The organism is Brevibacillus dissolubilis, assembly GCF_006170445.1.
Classification (GTDB): Bacteria; Bacillota; Bacilli; order Brevibacillales; family Brevibacillaceae; genus Brevibacillus_B; species Brevibacillus_B dissolubilis.
On the sequence record NZ_VCNA01000007.1, the window covers coordinates 101,041 to 124,798 of the forward strand.

At 51.3% G+C, this 23,758-nt stretch carries 22 protein-coding genes; all 22 read left to right on the top strand.

Annotated features, from left to right (window positions below; all coding sequences use genetic code 11):
* Positions 1-97 precede the first annotated feature (97 nt).
* The 22 genes from FGI41_RS14530 to FGI41_RS14635 all read left to right on the top strand — a co-directional run bounded on the left by FGI41_RS14530 (position 98) and on the right by FGI41_RS14635 (position 23,744).
* A complete protein-coding gene (locus tag FGI41_RS14530; RefSeq protein ID WP_139491075.1) occupies positions 98-3,265 on the top strand; it encodes a phosphodiester glycosidase family protein in 3,168 nt (1,055 codons plus the stop codon).
* A gap of 90 nt (positions 3,266-3,355) precedes the next feature.
* Entirely contained in the window at positions 3,356-4,036 is a 681-nt protein-coding gene (locus tag FGI41_RS14535) for an HAD family hydrolase (RefSeq protein ID WP_139491076.1), read from the top strand.
* Positions 4,037-4,109: 73 nt separating this feature from the next.
* Complete coding sequence (locus tag FGI41_RS14540; protein WP_139491248.1) at positions 4,110-4,481, top strand: DUF1284 domain-containing protein; 372 nt, start codon at positions 4,110-4,112, stop codon at positions 4,479-4,481.
* A 365-nt stretch (positions 4,482-4,846) separates the two neighbouring features.
* A complete protein-coding gene (gene bioA / locus FGI41_RS14545) occupies positions 4,847-6,244 on the top strand; it encodes an adenosylmethionine--8-amino-7-oxononanoate transaminase (protein WP_139491077.1) in 1,398 nt (465 codons plus the stop codon).
* Entirely contained in the window at positions 6,241-6,954 is a 714-nt protein-coding gene (gene bioD / locus FGI41_RS14550) for a dethiobiotin synthase (protein WP_139491078.1), read from the top strand. The genes bioA and bioD overlap by 4 nt, the downstream gene beginning before the upstream one ends.
* 27 nt (positions 6,955-6,981) lie before the next feature.
* Complete coding sequence (gene bioB / locus FGI41_RS14555) at positions 6,982-8,034, top strand: biotin synthase BioB (protein WP_139491079.1); 1,053 nt, start codon at positions 6,982-6,984, stop codon at positions 8,032-8,034.
* A 17-nt stretch (positions 8,035-8,051) separates the two neighbouring features.
* On the top strand, positions 8,052-9,245 hold the full coding sequence (gene bioF, locus FGI41_RS14560) for an 8-amino-7-oxononanoate synthase (RefSeq protein WP_139491080.1): 1,194 nt from the start codon (positions 8,052-8,054) through the stop codon (positions 9,243-9,245).
* Complete coding sequence (locus tag FGI41_RS14565) at positions 9,242-10,036, top strand: alpha/beta fold hydrolase (protein WP_139491081.1); 795 nt, start codon at positions 9,242-9,244, stop codon at positions 10,034-10,036. The genes bioF and FGI41_RS14565 overlap by 4 nt, the downstream gene beginning before the upstream one ends.
* The gene (bioC, locus tag FGI41_RS14570; RefSeq protein WP_139491082.1) at positions 10,023-10,841 is read left to right on the top strand and encodes a malonyl-ACP O-methyltransferase BioC; all 819 of its coding nucleotides are present in this window, start codon (positions 10,023-10,025) and stop codon (positions 10,839-10,841) included. The genes FGI41_RS14565 and bioC overlap by 14 nt, the downstream gene beginning before the upstream one ends.
* Before the next feature lie 101 nt (positions 10,842-10,942).
* Positions 10,943-12,133 carry an acetyl-CoA C-acetyltransferase gene (locus FGI41_RS14575; protein WP_139491083.1) on the top strand — a complete coding sequence of 397 codons (1,191 nt, stop codon included), beginning with the start codon at positions 10,943-10,945 and terminating at the stop codon, positions 12,131-12,133.
* A 128-nt stretch (positions 12,134-12,261) separates the two neighbouring features.
* Positions 12,262-12,471, top strand: a complete 210-nt coding sequence (locus FGI41_RS14580) for an AtpZ/AtpI family protein (protein WP_255298472.1) — start codon at positions 12,262-12,264, stop codon at positions 12,469-12,471.
* Between the two features lie 11 nt (positions 12,472-12,482).
* Positions 12,483-12,851, top strand: a complete 369-nt coding sequence (locus FGI41_RS14585) for an ATP synthase subunit I (protein WP_139491084.1) — start codon at positions 12,483-12,485, stop codon at positions 12,849-12,851.
* Positions 12,852-12,923: 72 nt separating this feature from the next.
* Positions 12,924-13,724 carry a F0F1 ATP synthase subunit A gene (atpB, locus tag FGI41_RS14590; RefSeq protein ID WP_139491085.1) on the top strand — a complete coding sequence of 267 codons (801 nt, stop codon included), beginning with the start codon at positions 12,924-12,926 and terminating at the stop codon, positions 13,722-13,724.
* A 40-nt stretch (positions 13,725-13,764) separates the two neighbouring features.
* Positions 13,765-13,986 (top strand): F0F1 ATP synthase subunit C, encoded by a 222-nt coding sequence (gene atpE / locus FGI41_RS14595; RefSeq protein WP_029100371.1) that lies wholly within the window; start codon positions 13,765-13,767, stop codon positions 13,984-13,986.
* Positions 13,987-14,105: 119 nt separating this feature from the next.
* Positions 14,106-14,609, top strand: coding sequence for a F0F1 ATP synthase subunit B (gene atpF, locus FGI41_RS14600; RefSeq protein ID WP_139491086.1), 504 nt, complete (start codon positions 14,106-14,108; stop codon positions 14,607-14,609).
* Positions 14,606-15,133, top strand: coding sequence for a F0F1 ATP synthase subunit delta (locus FGI41_RS14605; protein WP_139491087.1), 528 nt, complete (start codon positions 14,606-14,608; stop codon positions 15,131-15,133). Before atpF ends, FGI41_RS14605 begins: the two co-directional genes overlap by 4 nt.
* Before the next feature lie 28 nt (positions 15,134-15,161).
* Positions 15,162-16,673, top strand: coding sequence for a F0F1 ATP synthase subunit alpha (gene atpA / locus FGI41_RS14610; protein WP_139491088.1), 1,512 nt, complete (start codon positions 15,162-15,164; stop codon positions 16,671-16,673).
* Positions 16,674-16,762: 89 nt separating this feature from the next.
* Positions 16,763-17,623: an ATP synthase F1 subunit gamma gene (gene atpG, locus FGI41_RS14615; protein ID WP_139491250.1), complete on the top strand. Its 861-nt coding sequence runs from the start codon at positions 16,763-16,765 to the stop codon at positions 17,621-17,623.
* Positions 17,624-17,672: 49 nt separating this feature from the next.
* On the top strand, positions 17,673-19,082 hold the full coding sequence (atpD, locus tag FGI41_RS14620) for a F0F1 ATP synthase subunit beta (RefSeq protein ID WP_139491089.1): 1,410 nt from the start codon (positions 17,673-17,675) through the stop codon (positions 19,080-19,082).
* Positions 19,083-19,111: 29 nt separating this feature from the next.
* Positions 19,112-19,540, top strand: a complete 429-nt coding sequence (locus tag FGI41_RS14625; protein WP_139491090.1) for a F0F1 ATP synthase subunit epsilon — start codon at positions 19,112-19,114, stop codon at positions 19,538-19,540.
* A gap of 131 nt (positions 19,541-19,671) precedes the next feature.
* Entirely contained in the window at positions 19,672-20,412 is a 741-nt protein-coding gene (locus FGI41_RS14630; protein WP_139491091.1) for a DUF6042 family protein, read from the top strand.
* A gap of 224 nt (positions 20,413-20,636) precedes the next feature.
* Positions 20,637-23,744, top strand: coding sequence for a S8 family serine peptidase (locus FGI41_RS14635; RefSeq protein WP_255298473.1), 3,108 nt, complete (start codon positions 20,637-20,639; stop codon positions 23,742-23,744).
* Positions 23,745-23,758: the final 14 nt, after the last annotated feature.

Here is a 23,758-nt window from a genome sequence, read left to right on the forward strand (position 1 = left end):
GTACGAAACTTGACAGGTGCACGATGCGTCTAAATAGAATGGTAGAACAGAAAAGAGAGACAAAGAGAAATCAGGTAGGGAGAGGAGATTAGACATCATGGGGAAATACTCAGCCAAGGCCATATCTTGGCTCACGGTTGCAGCGCTGGTCTGGGGAATCCTGTTCCCAGGCATGGCCCAGGTAGCCGAGGCAGCAACGATCGATCCGGTTAAGCTGATCTGGCAGACGCCGATTGCAGAAGGGACGACCCTGTACAAATATACGAAATCATATGGAGGCAAGAACGCTGTCATCTATGTGACCAAAGTAGATTTGAACAACGAATACGTAGAGGTCAAACCGGTCTATGGCACGGGGCAGAAGCTGACCGAGCGCCAGACCGTCACCAAAATGGCGAACGAAGCAGGCGCGGTCATGGCCGTAAATGCAGACTTTTTCAATACATCTAAAAGAGGTGCACCATTCGGAGTTGTCGTAAAAGACGGGGAAACCGTATCCTCGATGGGGCATATTCCGTACTGGTACAGCTTAGGGATTACCAGTGACAAGACCGCTTATATCGAGAACTTTGACTTCGCGGGGAAAGTGACGGCACAAGACGGCACGAGCTTTAACCTGCGCGGGATTAATAAAGAAGAGTACATGAGCTCAGCGGGCAAAAGCCATCAGGACCAGCTGAATCTGTACACGCCGAAGTTTGGCAAGACCAGCTTGGGACCGATCTCCGGCTATAAAAATGTAGTGGAGATCATCTTCGTCGACGGAGTAGCCAAGGAAGTACGGGTGGACAAGCCTGCCGCGGTGATTCCGTATAACGGCTTTGTGCTGTGGGGTCATGGTGCTGCTGCTACTTACCTGCTGCAACACGTCAAGGTCGGCTCTACGGTGAAAGTCGATTCCACGACATTGCCGACGGGAAAAGAATGGGAGCAGGTCATCGGCGGACACCTGATGCTCGTCAATGAGGGTAAGCCGATCACCAATTTTACCGTGGACAGCTATATCTTAAACAACAATGCGCGTACCGCTGTCGGGACATCTCAGGACGGCAAGACGCTCTATATCGTAAGCATTGACCATGGGACAGAAAGCCGTGGAGTATCCTTGCCGGAGCTGGCTTATCTGATGGTCGAGCTGGGAGCTTACCGGGCATCCAACTTTGACGGAGGTGGTTCGACTACCCTGTCGGCCCGCATGCTTGGGGACACGCAAGCCAAGCTGATCAACCGTCCAAAAGACGACGGCTACGAGCGTCGTGTACCTACCGGATTGGCCGTATTCAACACCGCACCGGCGGGGGCTTTGGGCGGCTTCCAGATTACCGGCAACACCGAAGTGCTGCTCGGTCAGACGACTACATTTGGAACCAAAGCCTATGATGTTCACTACAATCCGTACGTAATCAAGCCGGGTGAAATCGAGTGGCAGGCAGCTGTCAGTGATACCGGAACATTTACCAATCATCTATTTACCGCACTCAAACCAGGCAAGACCACGGTCACTGCACGAGTGGGGGGCATTGCTCAGTCACGTGAAATCAATGTCATCAGCGGCAGTGAAGTGCAGCAGGTGCTGGTATCTCCATCTGCCATCAATCTGGGCAAAGGGCAGACCATCACTCTCGATGTGAAGGTGAAGACGAAAAAGGGTCAGACGATTCAGGCGACCCCGCTCAGTGTCACGCTGAACCCTGCTTCACAGCTGATCACCACCAATGACAAGCTGCAAGTGACTGCAGGCAATCAAGAAGGCAAAACCAGCCTGACTGTCTCCTACGATGGCGTGAACACAACCGTTCCAGTCAACATCGGGGGGACCGAACAGCCATGGCTGACTTTTGACAATATGGCGGGGATGAACTATACCTCCAACTATGAGGAACTGAAAGGCAAAGGCTCCTTCACCGCAGTCAGCGGAGCGGGCGAACAAGTCTACCGCACGGCGAAGGCAGCCAAGCTTGTCTATGATTTTAACGGAGCACCAACCAACGAAATCCGCATCACATATGGCCGTCTCGGGGAAAAACCGCAGGCGATCCCAGGGCAGCCATTTGGTCTTGGACTGTGGGTCTACGGTGATAACAGCAACCACTGGCTCCGTGCCGAAGTGGTCGATTCCAAAGGCAAAACCCACTACGTCGATCTCGCCAAGGAGATCAACTGGACAGGCTGGAAGGAAGTACGCGGCTATTTCCCTGCTGAAGCCGTCTATCCGCTCCAACTTCGCAGTATCTATGTAGTCAATGCAGTGGAAGGCACAGAGAACCGCCCGGAAAAAGGCACACTCTATTTTGATGAGGCTTTCCTGCTTCTTCCGTACAATGCAGCCAACATCCCGGCGGGCAAAGATGTGACTGCCGCACAGCCGGGCAAGATGTCGCTTGGCTACGAGCTTGACCTTGGCTATTCCTTTGTCAAAGCAGCTACGTTCCTCGATAAAGCCCGCATCGATGTGAATGCGATGGTCGGCACCCAATTGCCGGGATATGTACCTGCTGATTATTCATTTACCGTCAAGCCTGTCGCACTGAAGCCAGGACAAACCGACCAGATTGCGACTACACCGGCGGTCATGACCCTGACTCCGAAAAAATGGTCGGCAGGCAAAGGGATCGGACTCCTCTATGTCAACGAAGCCAACCAGACTTATGATGCGCTGGAAGGTCAGATGGATGAGAAGCGCAACTGGCACTATGCAATCAATGCCTATGGCACGTATATCCCGTACTATCTGGATAAACCAAAGGATGTACCGTTCTTAGACATCATCAATCACCCGGCCAAAACGGAAATCATGGCGATGTACAACGCAGGCTCTGTCAAAGGTCTGGAAGCCGACATCTTCGGCCCGGAAGTGGCACTCACCCGTGCACAGTATGTAACGTTGCTTGCCCGTGTGTTCAACTGGGAGCTTCCGAGCAAGCCGTCTTTACCTTTTAAAGACGCAGTTCCAGCCTATGCGCAAGGTGCTGTCCAAGTAGCGATCTCCAAAGGACTGGTCAAAGGCTACCCGGACAAAACCTTCCGTCCTGACCAAAAGGTAACCCGTGCGGAAGCGGCTGCGATCCTCGACCGCGTGCTCAAGAAAACCGCCCAGCCAAAAGAAAAGCTGGCTGACAAAACGCAATGGCCGTCTTGGGCGGCTGGCTCGATCAACAACATCGTCGGCTTGGGACTGATGGACTCAGTTGACGGTAAGTTCCTGCCGAATCAGCCAACGACCCGTGCTGTGTTCGTCGTAGCGCTTTACCGGACGAAAAAATAATAGATGCTGTAAAAACCCACCGTGGGCTTCTGCCGGATGCGGTGGGTTTTGTACAATAGAGACAGATCAGGGAAGATGGGGGATGGAACCGTGATAAAAGCATTGGTGTTTGATTTTGACGGAACGATCATGGATACCGAGAGCCAAGATCATCTGGTGCTGGGCGAGATCTATCGGGAGCACGGACAGGAGCTGACCGACGATATATGGAAGAGATGCATCGGCGTGAGCATCAAATTGTTTGATCCGCTGAAGCATCTGCAAACCCTCACCGCTCAGGAGCTGGACTATGATGAATTGCGGAAGCGTTACCGGGAACGGATTCTTAAGCTGTTGGAACATGAGCAGCCATTGCCGGGTGTGGTCGATTATCTGAAGCGGGCCAAGGAATTGGGGTTAAAACTCGGCGTTGCTACCAGTTCCCCGCGTGATTGGGTGACCCTGCATCTGACCCATACAGGATTGATCGACACCTTTGACTGTATCTTCACTGCCAGCGAGGTGGAGCGGGTCAAGCCAGAGCCGGATCTGTATCTGCGCGCGGTCGAGGCGTTGGGTGTGGAGCCGCATGAGGCGATTGCTTTTGAAGATACACCGACAGGCACCTTGGCAGCCAAGCGTGCCGGGCTGTACTGTGTGAGCATTCCAGGTGAAGTGACGAAGCACCTCGAATTCACGCCGCACGATCTGTCACTAGAATCACTCGCACAGATGACACTCGATGAGCTGATCGCCAAGCTGACCGAACAAGGGGGACCTTCTGTTGAGTAATCCAGTAACGAATAGGGAAGAAAAAGTCATTCTCCGCGGTCATCATCTTCTCTGTGTCCACGGTTTTAAAGGAATGGGCTACAGTCCCGAATTCGTCGCCAAGATGACCGATGTCGTCAGCAAGATCCGTGATGACGGGCAAGATTTCCCGATCCAAGTGGTGCAGGGCTTCGATATGACCTGTATGGTCTGCCCCAACAAAGGCCCGGAAAAGTGCGAAGCGAATGGCGATTCAGAAGCCCATGTACAGACGATGGACGGCAATGTCATCCGTCACCTGAGCCTAGAGGCAGGCGGAGAGTATCTCAAATCCGATCTGATCGCACTCACCCAGCAAAAAGTCGTCCCAGACGATCTCGACCACCTCTGCGAAGGCTGCTCATGGCTGCCGATGGGTGTATGTAAAGAAGGGATTGCTCTGTTAAAAGAAAAACGTTCGTTCTAGTACCCAATCCTATACATGCACAAGACAACCCGCTATCCGACTTATTACTCGTCCGGATAGCGGGTTATTTTTATTGTCTTTTTTCTTTTGTTTTTGTAGCTGAGTTGGCCCCAGCCAAGAGAGTGAGGATGATCTGTTTGTAAGAAGACCGGCCGAACGAAGAGAGGGAAAGGCGACTGGAAAACAGATCATCCTCACTCTCTCCCCTTCGAACAACGCTCAAAAAAACAGCAACAGGAAACGTTTACCTATTAGCAATAGTTGTGATACAATTTGTTTACCCAATAAGTAAACCTAGTTAACATATTAGGTTTACTAAACAACTTACACTTAGCTCAAACCCATCGGCAAGGAGGATCAGTTCATTGACACTTACGTATGACGAGTTGGCACAGAAGAACAAGCAATTTCTGTGGCATCCCTTTACCCAGATGCAAGACTACCTCGAATCCGATCCGTTGATCATCGAGCGTGGCGAAGGTATCAAGCTGATCGATGTGAATGGCAAGGAGTACTATGACGCCTTTTCATCCGTCTGGCTCAACGTCCACGGCCACAATGTTGCTGAATTGAACCAAGCGATCATGGACCAATTGCAAAAGGTGGCACACTCCACGCTGCTTGGCATGGCGAATGTACCTGCCATCCAACTGGCCGAAAAGCTGGTCGAGATCACTCCCGAAGGTCTCAACAAGGTCTTCTACTCTGACTGCGGGGCCACAGCTGTCGAGATCGCCCTCAAGATGGCGTACCAATACTGGCACAACCGCGGCTTTACGAATAAGAAATCATTTATCACGATGGACAATGCCTATCATGGAGATACCATCGGGGCGGTCAGCGTAGGGGCGATCCCGCTCTACCACCGACTTTTTAAGGCATTATTGTTCCAATCTCATACGATTCCGTATCCATACCCGTACCGCCATCCAGACGGGGAAGACCCAGTGGAGGCGATGCTTGCCAAGCTGGAAGCTCTTTTGCAGGAAAAATCAGAAGAGATCGTTGGTTTGATTGTAGAGCCGATCGTCCAAGGCGCGGCGGGCATGATCGTGATGCCGGAGGGTTGCCTGCGCCGTGTCGCTGATCTGTTGAAAAAATACGACGTGCTCCTGATCGTGGATGAAGTGGCGACGGGGTTTGGCCGTACTGGCAAGATGTTTGCCTGCGAGCATGAAGGGGTGACGCCTGATCTGATGGCGGTTGCCAAGGGGATCACAGCAGGGTACCTGCCGCTTGCCGCGACACTGACGACCGATGAGGTGTATGGTGCATTTTTGGCCCCGTATGAGGAGCAGAAGACCTTTTTCCACGGGCACTCCTACTGCGGCAATCAGCTTGGCTGTGCGGTCGCGCTGGAGAATCTGAAGCTGTACGACAAGCTCAATCTCGTCGAAGAGGTGGCCCGCAAAGCGGAGGCGATCGAGCCAGTGCTCTCAGAGCTGCTCACCTACAAGCATGTCGGCGATATCCGGCAAAAAGGTCTGATGATCGGCATCGAGCTGGTCGCAGATCAAGCGACTAAAGAGGAGTACCACTGGAATGACCGCATCGGTGTCCGGGTCACACAGGTTGCTCGGGAAAAGGGGCTTCTGACCCGCCCGCTCGGCAACATCATCGTGCTGATCCCGCCGCTGGTCAGTACCGTGGAGGAGCTGACCGATATGATCCGCATCATCGGGGAAGCGATCCGCGAAGTGACCGAGGGAGCCGTAACTACTGTTCATGGGGAAAAAACCTTACAAGGATCAGATGCCACATGAAGCGCGGCCTTTTTATCACGGCAACAGACACAGGGGTAGGCAAGACTGTGATCACAGCAGGTCTTGCCGCAGCCTTGCTGGCCGAGGGGCTCGATATCGGCATCTGGAAGCCTGTCCAATCGGGCCATCTCTCCAATGATCCGGAGAGCGACGGATACAGACTGAGCACCTGCTCAGGAGTGACCGATTCCCCGGAGGTGATCGCACCGCTTGCTTTTCCCCAGCCGCTTACCCCGTCGCTTGCCGCCGCCAAAGCAGGTGTCACCCTGACGATGGAGGGCATCATCGAGGCTGGCCGTCCTGTGATGGACAGTCATGAGTACATAGTGGTCGAAGGGGCAGGCGGTCTCGCTGTTCCCCTGACCGAAACAGAGCTGGTGATCGATCTCGCAGCTCAGTTTCAGATGCCGCTGATCATCGTCGCCCGTCCGGGTCTTGGGACGATCAACCACACGCTCCTGTCGTTGGCCTATGCACGGCAACGGGGTATTCCCATCGTCGGTGTGATCCTCAATGGATACCGGGACGAAGACGCCTATCACGATGAGAGCCTGCTGACCAATGCCGAAATGATCGCGCGTTTCGGTCAAGTCGAGATCCTGGGACGTTTTCCGTATCTTCCTGAACCTATCCAGCCGGCTGACCTGCTTACTGCCATCCGAGAGCATATCCAAGTGGATACCGTCAGCCGCTGGTTAAAAGGTATATAAATTCTATCTATATAAGGAGAGAACACAATGAGCACACAAACTGTCGCAACACCAAACTGGATGACTTACGCTGACAAAGCGATCAATGGCGAACTGATCACCATGGAAGAGGGCCTCGCACTGCTTAACGCCGACAATGACGAGGTACTGCCGATCCTCCAGGCTGCCTTTAAGGTCCGCAAGCACTACTACGGCAAAAAGGTAAAGCTCAACATGATCATCAATGCGAAAAGCGGTCTTTGCCCGGAAGACTGTGGCTACTGTTCCCAGTCCATCGTCTCCACCGCTCCTGTGAAAAAATACTCCATGCTCGATAAAGAAACCCTCCTCGCCGGCGCCCGCGAAGCAATGAACCGCAAAGCCGGAACCTACTGCATCGTAGCCTCCGGTAAAGGCCCAACCGACAAAGAACTTGACCAAGTCGTCGAAGCGGTAAAAGAAATCCGTGACACCATGCAGCTCAAAATCTGTGCATGCCTCGGCATCCTCAAAGACGGTCAGGCTGAACGCCTTGCCGAAGCAGGGGTACACCGCTACAACCACAACATCAACACCAGCCGTGCCAACTACGATTCCATCACCACCACCCACACCTATGACCAACGTGTCGAGACCGTGAAAAAAGCAAAAGCAATGGGCATGTCTCCATGCTCCGGTGTCATCATCGGCATGGGTGAAAGCCAACAGGAAATCATCGAAATGGGGTACCAGCTGCGTGAGATCGACGCGGACTCCATCCCGGTCAACTTCCTCAATGCAATCCCAGGTACTCCGCTCGAAAACCAAGGCCGTACTGAACCGCTCTACGCGCTCAAAGTACTCGCCCTGTTCCGCTTTATCAACCCATCCAAAGAAATCCGCGTAGCAGGCGGCCGCGAAGTCAACCTCCGCACCCTGCAGCCAATGGCCCTCTATGCAGTCAACTCCGTCTTCGTCGGTGACTACCTGACCACAGAAGGACAAGATGTGAGCCTCGACCACAAAATGATCGAAGACCTCGGCTTCGAGATCGAGCTGAACGCGTTGGAGGATTCCTGCTGTTCTACCGAATCTTCCACCGAAGAGTGCGTCTCGCAATAAAAGGAGCGCGAACAATCGTGAACAGCCGATACGATTGGATCACAAAAGAAATGTCAGAACTTGCGGAACGTTCCTTGGAGCGTTCCCTTCCGCTTATTACGCCCGATTCGGAGCAGTCGGGCAAGACCATCTGGATTCAAGGGGAAAAGTTGCTGAATCTCTCATCCAACAACTATCTCGGCATTGCCGGGCATCCGCGTCTGATCGAGGCTGCCAAGCAAGCAACACAGCAGTGGGGGACAGGTGCAACCGCATCCCGTCTCGTCGTCGGCAACTACAGCCTGTACCATCAGGTCGAGGAGCAGCTGGCTGCATGGAAGGGGCGTGAGGCGGCGCTGATTTTTCCCAATGGCTATATGGCGAATGTAGCGGCCATCACTTCACTGGTGGGACGTGGTGATGCGGTATTCAGTGATAAGCTCAACCATGCCAGCATCGTCGACGGGATTATCCTCAGCCGTGCCGATCACTACCGCTATCGGCATAATGACATGGAGCATCTGGAACATCTGCTCCAAAAGCACGGGAATGCCCGCCGTAAGCTGATTGTCACGGACAGTATCTTTTCGATGGACGGGGATCATGCACCGATCTTGGAGCTGACCCGGCTCCGTGACCAGTATGATGCACTGCTCATGGTAGATGAAGCACATGGCAGCGGCGTCTACGGGGAACAGGGGGAAGGGCTCTGCCATGCACTCGGTGTCCACGAACAGGTAGATGTGTTGATGGGTACCTGCAGTAAAGCGTTTGGTACGTACGGTGCCTATATATGCGCTGATCATATATTGATTCGTTACCTATTAAATAAGTCGCGTCCGCTGATCTACACCACGGGTCTTCCGCCTGCTACGGTAGCTACTATCGGAGAAGCTTTGAGGATCATCCGGGAAGAGCCGGAGCGTCGGGAGCAGCTGCGCCGTAATGGGGACTTTTTCCGTCATGCTTTGACAGATGCAGGCTTTACGCTGGGGACAGGTGATTCCCCGATCATTCCTGTCTATGTCGGGGAGAATCAGCATGCCCTCGAATTCAGCAGGCAACTGCGGGAAGCAGGGATCGCAGCCGTAGCGATCCGTCCGCCTACGGTTCCGGCGGGGACAGCGCGCATCCGTTTTTCCGTGATGGCGACACACACGATAGAAGAATTAGACTGGGCGATCGGGGAAATTGCCCGGATCGGGCGTGAGCTGGGAGTGATCACATCATGACAAAAGCAAAACTCATCTGGTTACCGGGCTGGGCGATGTCAGGCGAGGTGTTCTCTGAGCTGATCTGCAGTCTGCCTGAGTGTGAGCATGTTCGTCTGGATTACAGCGGGGCTGGTACGGTCGAGGAGTTCTACGAGATGGCAGAGTCAGCTGTTGAAAAGTGTTTTACGGACTCTTATCTTTCGCATTCCACTTTTTTATCAGAAGATGCGAGTGCCCCGGAATCCCGTCATATTCCGCTCATCCTCATCGGCTGGTCACTCGGCGGCATCATCGCCCAACGCCTTGCAGCTGAAAAAGTTTATCCAATCAACGGACTTATCCTCATCAGCTCCACGTCCTGTTTCGTCCGACCACGCGACGAAGCCCACCTCGGCTGGTCAGATGTCTATCTGCGCCGTATGCAGACCAAGCTTCAAGACAACCGCCAACAGGTGATCGCAGACTTTTGTGATAGGATGTTCACTCCATCCAAACGGCAGTCGGTTCTTACTAAACACGATAACCCCCATATTCCAGCAGACACATGGTCACTACAAGCTTTGTACGCAGGTCTGGACTGCCTCAGACACCAAGACAACCGCCCGCTTCTCCCGCAGATCGCCTGCCCCACCCTGATCCTACACGGCGGAGCAGACCAGATCTGTCCACCCACAGCCGCCCAAGAGTTGGAGGATAATATTCCTAAGGCAACTCTGCATATTTGTCCAGACGGCGGCCACATGCCGTTTCTGAATTACCCTACCCAATTTTCCGATCATCTCAGGAGGTTTCTCTATGAAATGGGATAAGCAAGTGGTGAGCCGCCGCTTCAGCGACAAAGCCGATACCTATGACCAATACGCCACCGTACAAAAGCAGATGGCTCACCAGCTTGTTGATCATCTCAGGAGCACCCAGCCCGCACCAGCCCGCATCCTGGAGATCGGCTGTGGCACCGGGTACCTGACCAAGCTCATGCTGGAGAGCTTTCCGCATGCCGCCTATACGGCGATTGACCTTGCCGAGGGGATGATTACCGAGTCACGCGGCCGCTTCGAGTCAGAGGCGTGGCGTTGTACCTTCATCTGTGCAGACGCCGAGGAATGGGTGCAGAAGCAGGTAGCGGGCAGCTATGACCTGATCGTCTCCAGCGCCTGCTTCCAATGGTTCGTACACCCTGATACCACCATGGGGCATCTGCAACGTCTGCTGACACAGGAGGGGAGACTTGCTTTTACCACCTTTGGCCCCCGTACCTTTCATGAGCTCCATACTGCCTTCCAACAGGCACACCGCAATCTCAGCCAGACAGAGCATCATCATGGCATACCATTTTTGTCCCTGGCCGATTGGCAGAGCTTGATTCAGGCAGAAGAGGGGAGACAGATTCTCGTCGCCCAGAGCGGGGAGCAGACCCAATATTTTGGCACGGTCAAAGACTTCCTCTACTCGGTCAAACAGGTCGGAGCCAACCATGTTCAGACTGACAGCCCTGCCCGTGGTCTGGGGGAGAGACGTATCCTGCAAGAGATGATGCGCTGCTATGACGCACGTTTTCGTACGATCGAGGGGATTCCTGCTACGTATGAGACAATTCTTATCGTGACGGGATGATCCGTTTTCGGTACAATGTAAGCGTTAGCAGGAATATTTTTCATTCAAAAGGAATGATTTATAGGCAATCATTCTTATTAAAATTCCAAGGAGTGGATACGATGAATAAAGAGATCGTAATCGTCAGTGCAGTACGCACAGCTATCGGTAACTTCCAAGGTACTCTCGCAGGGGTTTCCGCCACCAAATTAGGGGCAGTTGTACTGGAGCAGGCTCTGTCCAAAGCAGGCGTGGACAAATCCCAAGTCAGCGAAGTCATCATGGGTAATGTGCTTCAAGCAGGACTTGGCCAAAACCCGGCCCGCCAAGCAGCAATTCAAGCTGGTCTGGCACAAGAAATCCCATCCATGACTATTAATAAGGTATGCGGCTCCGGTCTCAAAGCGGTTCACCTTGCGACCCAAGCGATCGTCTCCGGCGATTCTGACATCGTGCTCGCAGGCGGTATGGAAAACATGAGCCAAGCCCCTTACCTGTTAGAAAACGCACGCACAGGCTTCCGCATGGGTGACCAAAAAGTAATCGATTCCATGATCCGTGACGGTCTCTGGTGCGCATTCAACGACTACCACATGGGAATCACCGCAGAAAACCTCTGCGACGCATACAGCCTTACCCGTGAGGAGCAAGACGAGTTCTCTGCATGGAGCCAAGAGAAAGCTACCCGTGCAATTGCTGAAGGCCGCTTCCAAGACGAGATCGTCCCAGTGCTCATTCCACAGCGCAAAGGTGATCCAATCGCATTTGACACAGATGAATTCCCACGTGCAGGCACCACCGCTGAATCTCTCGGCAAGCTTCGCCCTGCATTCAAAAAAGATGGCAGCGTAACAGCAGGCAACGCATCCGGTATCAATGACGGTGCAGCTGCTCTCTTGATCATGTCCCGCGAACGCGCAGATGAGCTGGGTCTCAAGCCACTCGCCCGCATCGTAGCCAATGCAAGTGCAGGTGTGGACCCAAGCGTAATGGGTCTCGGTCCAGTACCAGCTACCAAACGCGCACTCGAAAAAGCAGGTCTAACTATCGAACAGATCGACCTGATCGAAGCCAACGAAGCATTTGCCGCACAATCCCTGGCAGTAGGCAAAGACCTCGGCGTCAACCGTGACAAGTTAAATGTGAACGGCGGAGCCATCGCCCTCGGTCACCCAATCGGTGCAAGCGGTGCGCGTGTGCTTGTTACACTCGTCCACGAACTGCAAAAACGTGAGGATGCACGCTATGGTCTGGCTACCCTCTGCATCGGCGGCGGTCAAGGGGTTGCTACCATCATTGAGAAAATTTCGTGAAAATGTGAACACATTGTGTATTAAATTGTGAGCAAGTTGACAAAGGTTATTAAACTTCGTTAATATGGATGAGGGCCTCAACTGTGCCAGTGAATGCCCTCTCCTAGCAAAAGAAGGGAGAGTCCACATTGTCCAAATTTAAAAGCCCCTGGCAGATGATTGGCTTAGTAAGTCTGATCGGTGCAGATATGGCGATCTGTGTGGTATCAGGTGTTTTGCTTGGTCAATACATAGATAATTGGATAGGGACTACCCCGTGGTTGATGCTTGTGGGTCTTCTGATCGGCATGGGTCTGGGAGTCTACACCGTCTACCGGATTGTTCGTGCCTATTTATAGGGAGATGTATAATGCAAACGTTTACTCTAGCGATGCGTTCCGTTTTTCGCTATGTTTTTTTGTGTATAGCCCTCGTCGCGATACTCTGGGCGCTGTTGCCTGACAACCGCTTGTTTTTACAGAGCTTGTTGCTGGGGATGTCGGCCAGTGTGATCAATGGACTGGTGCTGTTCGCAAAGACATACCGGATCGGATTGTTCGCCACAGATCCTACTGTACGTCCGAAGGGGACAGGCATGATGACGAGAATTGTGCTGGCAGGGTTTGTTGTTTACCTGACGATGCGCTTTCCGCACCTGTTTATCCTTTCCGGAGCACTGATTGGTTTGTTTTTGGTTCCAGGCTTCACCCTACTTTTTGGTTATCGCTTTTTCAAATAGATTTTCTGATCTTTTTGTTTTGTTCCATTAGCAGTTTTTAACCAAACTAGTCGAAAGAAAGGGGTGAAATAAATGCACTTATCGCCAAGGTTTGAACTGTCTGGTCTGGTTTTTGATATCCCGACTATGATTATGACAGTCGTCACTTCTCTTGTGGTGTTGCTCCTCCTCGTAGGACTTACCCGCAAGCTGACAGTGGGCGCGCCTAGTGGTGGGCAAAACTTTCTGGAGTGGGTTGTCGATTTCGTAAGCGGAATCGCTCAAAACTTCATGGATACGAAGACAGCTTCGCGTTTTATCACTCTAGGTTTTACGCTTCTCCTCTACATCTTTATCGGTAACCAATTGGGACTTCTGTTTAACGTCAACACAAGTCACCATGGTCAAGTAAGCCAATCATTCCTTGATTCGCTTGCGCTCTCCGGTACTCCGGAAGCCACCGAGCACAAGAAAGAGGAAATTCTTAAGGAATTAGCGGATGATGAGGGTCACGGGGCGGTGGTTGTTTGGTGGAAATCTCCTACAGCAACTCCGAGCGTAACGTTTGCACTCGCGCTTATGGTACTTCTGTACTCGCAATATCTTGAAATTGTGAAACACGGTCTCGGTACCTACCTCAAGCACTTCCTGAATCCGATTCACTTACTGGAGGAGATTATCATCAAGCCGTTGACGCTTCCATTGCGTCTTTTCGGTAACATCTTCGCCGGTGAGGTTCTGATCTCGTTCCTGTTAAGCACAGGGATTTTCGTCGGTTCACTGCCGTTAGTCGTATGGCTGGGTTATTCCTTCTTCGTCGGTTCTGTACAAGCTTATATCTTTACAACGCTGACGATGGTGTATATCTCTCAAAAAGTGAACGATCATCACTAATTCAAAACTACTGTTAACAATCTAAGGAGGTCTTTTAAAGATGGAAGGTTTGGCATTGGCAATTGGTATCGTATTTGGTCTTGCAGCTCTTGGTGCAGCGATCGGTAACTCCCTGGTAATTTCCCGTACAATCGAAGGCGTAGCTCGTCAACCAGAAGCACGTGGTAACCTCATGGGTCTTATGTTCCTTGGTCTCGGTCTCGTAGAGGCGGTGCCAATCATCGCAGTAGCGATCGGTTTCATCCTCTTCGGTCGTCTCTAATTCATAATAGGTCTGGGCGGGGGTTAGTCCTTCGCCTTCCTTTGTGACATTACGAACGCAATTAACGGTTTTTACTATATTGTTCAGATTCTCCTGTAGGCCAGGAAGGAGTGAAAAACATGCTCGACTTTGGAGCCGTATCACTTGAATGGGGTACGATGTTATTCCAAGCACTTGTCTTCCTCATTCTTCTCGTTTTGGTGCGGAAGTTTGCGTTGGGTCCAGCGCTTGCTGTAATGGAAAAACGTCGTCAACATATCGAAACAGAAATTAGCTCTGCTGAGCGTAGCCGCAAAGACTCTGAGACTTTGCTCGCGGAACAGCGTCGTCTTCTCGACGAAGCTCGCCTCGAAGCGAAAGCTCTCATCGACCGCGCTCACAAACAAGCTTCTGATGAGGAAACTCGTATCAAGAAAGAAGCGGAAGAAGCTGCTGCCCGCCTGAAAGCGGAAGCGACAGCGGATATCGCTCGCGAAATCGCGAAAGCGAAAGCAGAACTGCAAGAACAAGTTGCTGGTCTTTCTGTACTTCTCGCGTCCAAGATCATTGAAAAAGAATTGGACGAAGCAGCTCAGAAATCTACCGTTGATCAATTCCTGAAACAAGTAGGGGATCGTCTATGAGCGGCGGAGTAGCAAAGCGCTATGCTCGCGCGCTGTTTGAAGTAGCCAACGAGCGTGGGCTTGTTGACCAGATCGAAACCGAACTGAAAGATATCTTGGGTGTGGTACAGGCTGACCAGGATCTCAACCAGTTTCTGATGCACCCGCACATCGCCGCTGCCGCGAAAAAAGAGTTTGTCAATGACGCTTTTTCTAAGCAAGTGAGCGAAGAAACCAGCAACTTCCTCAAAGTTCTGGTGGATAATGGCCGTGAAGCTGATCTGGCTGGTATCGTTGCAACGTATGTGCAGCTTTCCAACGAAGCGCGCGGTATCGCAGATGCAGTGGTAACGACTGCAAAACCGCTTTCCGAAGCGGAACTGGCTGAACTGGCTGCTCAGTTCGGCAAAACAGTGAACAAGACGTTACGTTTGCAAAGTGTTGTTGACCCGGCAATTCTCGGAGGAGTAGTCGTTCAAATCGGCGACCGCCTCTATGATGGCAGCCTCAAGAGCAAGCTGGAGCACTTCGCGCATCAATTATAAACATGTCTCGATGAATGGGGTGACATAAGTGAGTTCAATTAGATCTGAAGAAATTAGCGCCCTCCTGAAAGAGCGGATCGCTAACTATAAAGCTGAGATCGAAGTAGTAGACGTAGGTTCCGTAATCACAGTTGGTGACGGTATCGCACGCGTACACGGTCTGGATAAAGCCATGGCCGGTGAGCTCCTCGAGTTCCAAAACGGCGTAATGGGTATGGTACTCAACTTGGAAGAGGACAACGTGGGTGTTGTTATCCTCGGTCCTTTCCGCGACATCAAAGAAGGCGACACAGTAAAACGTACAGGCCGCGTTATGGAAGTTCCTGTAGGGGAAGCTCTCCTCGGCCGCGTAGTTAACCCACTTGGTCAGCCAATCGATGGTCTTGGTCCTATTAATACGACTGAGTTCCGTCCTGTAGAATCTCCAGCTCCTGGCGTAATGGCTCGTAAATCCGTACACGAACCACTCCAAACTGGTATCAAAGCGATTGACTCCATGATCCCAGTTGGTCGTGGTCAACGTGAGCTGATCATCGGTGACCGCCAAACTGGTAAAACTGCAGTAGCGCTCGACACCATCATCAACCAAAAAGGCAACGGCATGATTTGTATCTACGTTGCAATTGGTCAAAAACAATCCACCGTTGCGGGTGTAGTAGAAACTCTCCGTAAACACGGTGCGCTTGAATACACCATCGTGGTATCTGCGACAGCTTCTGACCCAGCTCCACTCCTTTACCTCGCTCCATACGCGGGTGTAGCAATGGGTGAGTACTTCATGTACAAAGGTCAACACGTACTTTGCGTATACGATGACCTCTCCAAGCAAGCAGCAGCTTACCGTGAGCTTTCTCTCTTGCTCCGCCGTCCTCCAGGTCGTGAAGCATACCCTGGTGACGTATTCTACCTGCACAGCCGTCTTCTCGAGCGTGCAGCGAAACTCTCTGATGATCTGGGTGCTGGTTCCCTTACTGCACTTCCTTTCATCGAGACTCAAGCGGGTGACGTATCTGCGTACATCCCAACCAACGTAATCTCCATCACAGACGGTCAGATCTTCCTTGAGACCGACCTCTTCAACGCAGGTCAACGTCCAGCGGTTAACGCGGGTATCTCCGTATCCCGTGTAGGTGGTTCCGCACAGATCAAAGCGATGAAAAAGGTTGCGGGTCCACTCCGTCTTGACCTCGCTCAATACCGCGAGCTGGCTGCGTTCGCGCAGTTCGGTTCCGACCTCGACAAAGCGACTCAAGCGCGTCTGACGCGTGGTGAGCGCACCGTTGAAATCCTCAAACAAGGCCAATACGAACCAATGCCGGTAGAGAAGCAAGTTATCTCTATCTACGCGGTTACGAAAGGCTTCACTGACGATATCCCTGTAGGCGATGTACGCCGCTTCGAGAAAGAATTCCTTTCTTGGATCGACTCCAACCGCCCACAACTGTTCGAACACATCCGTACAACGAAAGATCTTCCGGATGAAAACGATCTGAAAGCTGCGATTGAAGAGTTCAAAAAAGGCTTCGTAGTAAGCAAATAATCTTCGCGCAGAAATGACATCTCCTGCTTGCCGAGTGGCTGGTGGCCCCTCGGCTTGCATTCCTAAGGTGGTGAAAACGAGTGGCTAACATGCGTGATATTAAACGCCGGATCAAATCCGTAAAGAATACCCGTCAGATTACCAAAGCGATGAAGATGGTGGCAGCAGCGAAACTTCGCCGCGCGCAGGAGCAAGCCGAAGCATCACGTCCGTATGCACGTAAGATCCAAGAGGTGATTGCGAGCATCGCTTCCGGCAAAACAAGCTTCAAACACCCTATGCTTCAGTCCCGTCCTGTGAAAAAGACAGGCTATATCGTGATTACCTCTGACCGTGGTCTTGCGGGTGGTTACAACGGTAACATGATCCGTAAAGTAATCCAAACCATCGCCGAAAAGCACAAATCCAAGGATGAGTACACCATCTTTGTGATTGGACGTAAAGGCAGAGACTTCTTCCGCTCCCGTAATTATCCGATTCTGGAGCAGATCACAGGTCTGCCAGAGAGCCCAAGCTTTTCCGATATCAAAGCAATCACGTCGAAAGCGGTCAACTTCTTTGCGACTGAGCAAATCGACGAGCTGTATCTCTGCTACAACGAATTCCAATCCGCGATTACTCAAATCCCTACGGTAACCCGTCTGTTGCCGTTGGATCAAGTCGGATCTGAATCTGGTGCCACTGCTTCTGGTACGAACTACGAGTACGAGCCGTCCCCTGAAGAAGTACTTTCTGTATTGCTTCCACGCTACGCAGAAACCCTCATCTTCAGTGCACTCCTCGATGCCAAAGCTTCTGAGCAAGGCGCTCGTATGACAGCGATGGGCAATGCGACAGACAACGCTTCTGACATGATTGATCGCTTAACACTCTTCTACAACCGTGCGCGTCAGGCAGCTATTACCCAAGAGATCTCCGAGATCGTTGCAGGGGCTAACGCACAAGGATAATCAGTACGATACAAGCTTCCAATAAGGCTTTTAGGAGGGAAGATTTAAGATGGCGAAAGGGCGCGTCGTGCAGGTATTGGGTCCGGTCGTTGACATCGAGTTCGACCGTGGGCACCTGCCTGCCATCTACAATGCTATCAAGATTGAATATAAAGGACAAAACTCTGGTGAACCTGATATTAACCTCGTGTGTGAGGTAGCAGTTCACCTTGGTGACAACCTGGTTCGTACAGTTGCGATGTCTTCCACAGACGGTCTCGTTCGTGGTGCAGAAGCACTCGACTCAGGTGCACCTATCTCCGTACCGGTAGGGGAAATCACCCTCGGCCGCGTATTTAACGTATTGGGCGAACCAATCGACCTGCAAGAAATGGGTGACGTACCTCGTCGTGACCCAATCCACCGTCCAGCTCCTGCGTTTGAAGAACAAGCGACTTCTACTGAGATCCTCGAAACAGGTATCAAAGTAGTAGACTTGCTCGCTCCTTACGTAAAAGGTGGTAAAATCGGTCTCTTCGGTGGTGCGGGTGTAGGTAAAACCGTACTCATCCAAGAACTTATCAACAACATCGCACAAGAGCACGGCGGTATCTCCGTATTCGCTGGTGTAGGTGAGCGTACCCGTGAAGGTAACGACCTTTACCACGAGATGAAAGATTCCGGCGTTATCAGCAAGACCGCGATGGTGTTCGGTCAAATGAACGAACCACCTGGTGCGCGTCTTCGTATCGCTCTGACTGGTCTGACCATGGCGGAATTCTTCCGTGATGAAGAAGGCCGTGACGTACTTCTCTTCGTAGACAACATCTTCCGTTTCACTCAGGCAGGTTCTGAGGTATCCGCGCTTCTTGGCCGTATGCCATCTGCGGTAGGTTACCAACCAACCCTCGCAACTGAGATGGGTGGTCTGCAAGAGCGTATCACTTCCACCAAAAAAGGTTCTGTAACCTCTATCCAAGCAATCTACGTACCAGCGGACGACTATACTGACCCAGCGCCAGCAACCACGTTCGCTCACTTGGACGCAACCACTAACTTGGACCGTGGTATTTCCGAGCTTGGTATCTATCCAGCGGTAGACCCACTCGCTTCCACTTCCCGTGCGCTTGCTCCAGACGTAGTTGGTCAAGAACACTACGAAGTAGCTCGTGGCGTTCAGGGTATCCTGCAACGTTATAAAGAGCTTCAAGATATCATCGCAATCCTCGGTATGGATGAGTTGAGCGATGAGGATAAAGTAACAGTTGCACGTGCTCGTCGCGTTCAACGTTTCCTCTCCCAGCCATTCCACGTTGCTGAGCAGTTCACTGGTTTCCCTGGTAAATACGTACCAGTTAAAGAAACCGTTCGCAGCTTCAAAGAAATCCTCGATGGTAAGCACGACAACCTCCCAGAGGCAGCGTTCCTCTATGTAGGTACTATCGAAGAAGCTGTTGAAAAAGCGAAGAAAATGTCGTAAGACGACCCTGTTGAAAGGGGAGGACGTAAATGAGTAAGATGCAAGTTGAAGTCGTAACTCCTGAACGGGTTGTCTATAGCGGTGAAGCAAAAATGGTTATTGCACGTGGTACGCAAGGTGACCTCGGGATCTTGGCTAACCACATGCCATTGGTTACTCCGCTGAAAACTGCTCCAGTTCGGATTCAGTTGGACGGCAACAATAAGGAAGTACAAATCGCTGTTAGCGGCGGTTTCATGGAAGTACGCGGTGATAAAGTCTCCATTCTTGCTGAAACAGCAGAGTTGCCAGGCGATATCGACCCAGATCGTGCAAAACGTGCAAAAGAACGCGCAGAGAAGCGCCTGAACGACAAGAATGGTGATTTGGACCAACGTCGTGCAGAATACGCGCTGCAACGTGCGATCACACGTCTGCAAGTCTCTGGAGACAGCGGCTTTTCCGTGAAAAATCTGTAATGATAAAATCCCCAACCATTGGCGTTGGGGATTTTTTACGCCGTCGATTGGTAAAACGCCTGTCGATATGTGTATAATAAGCCTAATGCTTTCGACAGACAGTCAAGCTTTTGGACAAGGAGAGTGCTTTCATGCAGACGATTAGAGATCTGCGCCAAAACGGCGAAGAAACCATCATTCCAAGCGGCTTTACGATCAACGGCTGGTCTAACGTTCTTTCTCACGAGATGAACGTCCTGTTCCAGGCCCTCTGCTATGCGGTGAATAAAGCGGAGAGTAAGGATGAAGTCCGCAAGCTTTTGGAAGAGACCAAGGGGCTGCAAGCGACCTTCGATAAACTGAATCAATCTAAATTCAGCTCCGAGGAAAACTATAAGAATTACATAAACCTGCTGGAACGCCACAAACAGTTCTTACAGCGTTCCAACATTACTTACCCAACCAGTCTTGATGAGGCGATCGAACTGTTCACCAAGTGGGGTCTGGTGATCGACAAAGGGGATCACTACGACATTCCAGTCAACCCATTCCCGGATGTGCGCGAAGTGTTCGACCTCAATGAGCGCGAACTCGAAGCACTCAACTTCACTCAGTTTGAAGCACTCGTACACCCGGTATTCAGCAAGCTGGTACTGGTCCTGCACGAGCAAGACACCAACAGCTTCACATACTCCAAAGCAGAGCTCAAAGAATTGCTCGAAATCAATGACGCGATGCTCACAGAAGTATTGATCAAGCTGACTCCGTATATGGAGGAGCCGATTGATAACTTCCAATCGTTGCCAGATGACGAAAAGATGACATTTACAGTGATCTGGGAGCGCATTTACGAGGATTATCTCGGCGGGGTCAACCCAGACAACATTCAATAAGACTTTTTTGCTAGAGATGAAGAAGAGACGGACAAGCAATTCCGTCTCTTTTTTTGTTTCAGTTATCAATTTTAAGTTATACAAAAATTTTCATATAATAATATTCCGAATCTAAATAATAATTAAATTTAATAAAGGTATTTTGATCGATCGCGTAGAATTATTGGTAATATTGACCTATACATATATTTTAACGGTCACCTTATGAATTGGAGGGAATTTTTGTGAAAAAGAGTTTTCATCGCCTTTCTTCCGTGACATTAGCCACATCATTGCTGCTTGGGGCAGTGCCATATTCGGTTTTTGCCTCTTCTACAGTGACTGATCTGGACCAATTGAGCAAAGTCAACGAACTTACCAAAGTAGTTGCTGAGCTGGAGTCATCTGCAGCGGCAAAGATTGCACCAAGCTTGGATACTACATCCGATAAAGTCATTTCTGTCATCATCGAATTCAAACAACAACCAGTAGCAGTAGCGAAAGCGGTTGCAATCTCCAAGCGCGCCTCTTTTTCTCCGAGTGAAGTAGAAGCGGTCATCGGCAAAGAACAAGTGACCTTCGAACGCGCTGCCAAAAAACAAAAACTCAACCTCGAAGTAGGACACACATACAACCAAGTCTTCAACGGCATGGAAGTCTCTCTGCCAGCTAACCAAATCGAGAAAATGGCTTCCCTTCCAGGAGTAAAAGCTGTTTATTCCAATGCACAATATACCGTACCAGAAACAGAAGTAGCCGGGGATCTGCCAGGCGGTAACTATGACCTCGCGCCAATCAAACAAATCGGCGTCGATAAAATGTGGGCAGAAGGCTTCACCGGTAAAGGCCTCAAGGTTGGCGTTATCGATACAGGGGTAGACTATCATCACCCTGACTTGAAAGACGCGTTCAAAGGCGGATATGACTCCTTTGACAATGACCACGATCCATATGAGCGTCCACCAGTTCCGGCTGATGAAGACGTAGAGAAAACGGGTGACGAAGGCTCTAACCACGGCACACACGTATCCGGTACTATCGTAGGCCGCGCATCTGCGAAAACCGATGTTAACGTACGTGGTATCGCGTATGAAGCAGATCTCTATGTATACCGTGTACTTGGTCGTGGGGGCGGTTCCTCCGCACAAGTAATCGACGGGATCGAAAAAGCAGTACGTGACGGTATGGATGTCATCAACCTGTCTCTTGGCTCCGACATCGAGAAAAACGGAGATTCCCCTGACTCCATCGCAGTTAACAATGCTGTGCTGGCTGGTGTCGTAACCGTTATCGCCAATGGTAACGCAGCGCAGAACGAAAAAGGCCGCCACTTCTACACAGCAGGCTCTCCTGCAGGTGCGAAGCTGCCAATCGCAGTAGGTGCGGTGACTTCTCCAAGCACCCTGTATGATGGTTCTGCGAAATCTTCTTTTGGCAGCAACTACGACTTCCACGTGATGGGCTATGAGACCAACAAAACTGATTTCAAAACGATCCTCGGTACAGAACCATTGCAAGTGGTCTATGCGAACCTTGGCTCTGAGCTGGACTTCAAAGGCAAAGACCTCAAAGGCAAAGTAGCACTCGTCTCCCGTGGTACACTCGCTTTCACTGAAAAAATCGCCAATGCGAAAAAAGCAGGTGCAAAAGCAATCGTCGTATTCAACGGCAATGACGCGAATGGCGACATGCAAGCTGACCTGAACAACCCAGGCCGTGAAGGACATATCAACAGCATTTTGGGCGATAGCCTGGATACGATCCCAACCTTTGACATGAAAGGTGCAGAGGGCTGGGCACTGGCGAAGCAGCTGCTTGCTGACCCTGCCAAAGCACAAACGCTTACTTTCACATTCGGTGCCAACTATCCAAAAACCGATGATAACGGCGACAAAATGGCTGGCTTCAGCTCCCGTGGTCCAATCATCGACGGCCAATACAGCATCAAGCCTGACATAAGCGCACCAGGTGTATCTGTCCTGTCTGCCAAGCCTGAATGGCTCAAATATTTCCCAGATGCCAACTACGACAAAGCGTACCAACGCCTCAACGGTACATCGATGGCAACCCCACACGTAGCTGGTCTTTCCCTGCTGCTCAAGCAGGCACACCCTGACTGGACACCATTTGATATCAAAGCAGCGCTGGCCAACACATCCGTGAGCATCTCTGATGCCAAAGGAACCCAATACGATGTCTACTCTCAAGGCGCTGGCCGTGTTGATGGCTATGCCGCTCTGAAGACACCTGCCCTGCTGCAAACCGTTGAAAAACTGACACTGCTCGACACCGACCTCTCCAAGCGCGAAGTGACCAACTACGGTGACAACGTATCCTTCGGTCTGATGGAAGCGGGCGACCGTGCTGTTGAGAAGACTCTGCAACTCAAAAACACCGGTAAAAAAGAAGTCAGCTACACCGCAGAAATCGTGATGCATGATTCTGTCACCACTGACCCATATGAGCCGGTAGCAACACCTGACGTGGATGATATCGCGGTATCCCTCACCACGGACGAGGTCGTCGCAAAAGCTGGCAAAACCACCAAGTTCGGACTCAAGCTGTCACCAACAGCCCAAGCGAAAGATGGTGTATACGAAGGGGAAGTCCTGCTCAAGAGCAATGACGGCAACCCAGACCTGCACCTGCCATTCGTCGTACACGTAGGGGATGAGCGCGAACAGACCCACTTCGGTCTTGATGAATTCTCCCTCAGCAGCGACGTGGTAAGCCCGAATGGTGACGGCGTGAACGATACCGTAGAAGCCAGCGTCCTGTTACAAGCAGATGATACCAATGTGATCGAGCTGCAAGCATGGGGCTACAATGACCGCTACATCGGTACCCTTGCTTCGATCGTGGATGAAGACGGTCTGGCACCAGGAACCATCACCTTCACAAATATCGATGGCTCCTATGTAAGCAGTGCCAATGGCTCCTACTACCCAACCCAACTCGAAGACGGCAACTACAAGCTCCGCATCGTAGCGTACAACACCGAGACAGGCGCATTCTACGAAATGTGGAAAGCACTCGGCGTCTCCAACAAAAAATCAACCAAAGCAGATGCAGCAAAACTGAAAGAACTGGTAGATGCGGCAAAACAGTCATTTAAAGCAGAAGTGACGAATACAACTGTAGTAGGCGAACCTGTCCTGACTCTCCCTGCTGACACAGCAGCCATCAGCTACAAAGTAACGAACAGCAGCAATGTTGCTTTAGTTGGAAAAGAAGGGAAATTACAGTCCTTGCCGAATGGTAAAGAAGATGTTTACCTCTACGTAACAATCGCTGCTGTTGCTGATTCTTCCATCAAGCGTACAGTGAAAGTGAAAGTAACCCTCCAACCATAATTCTTCATCTGTTC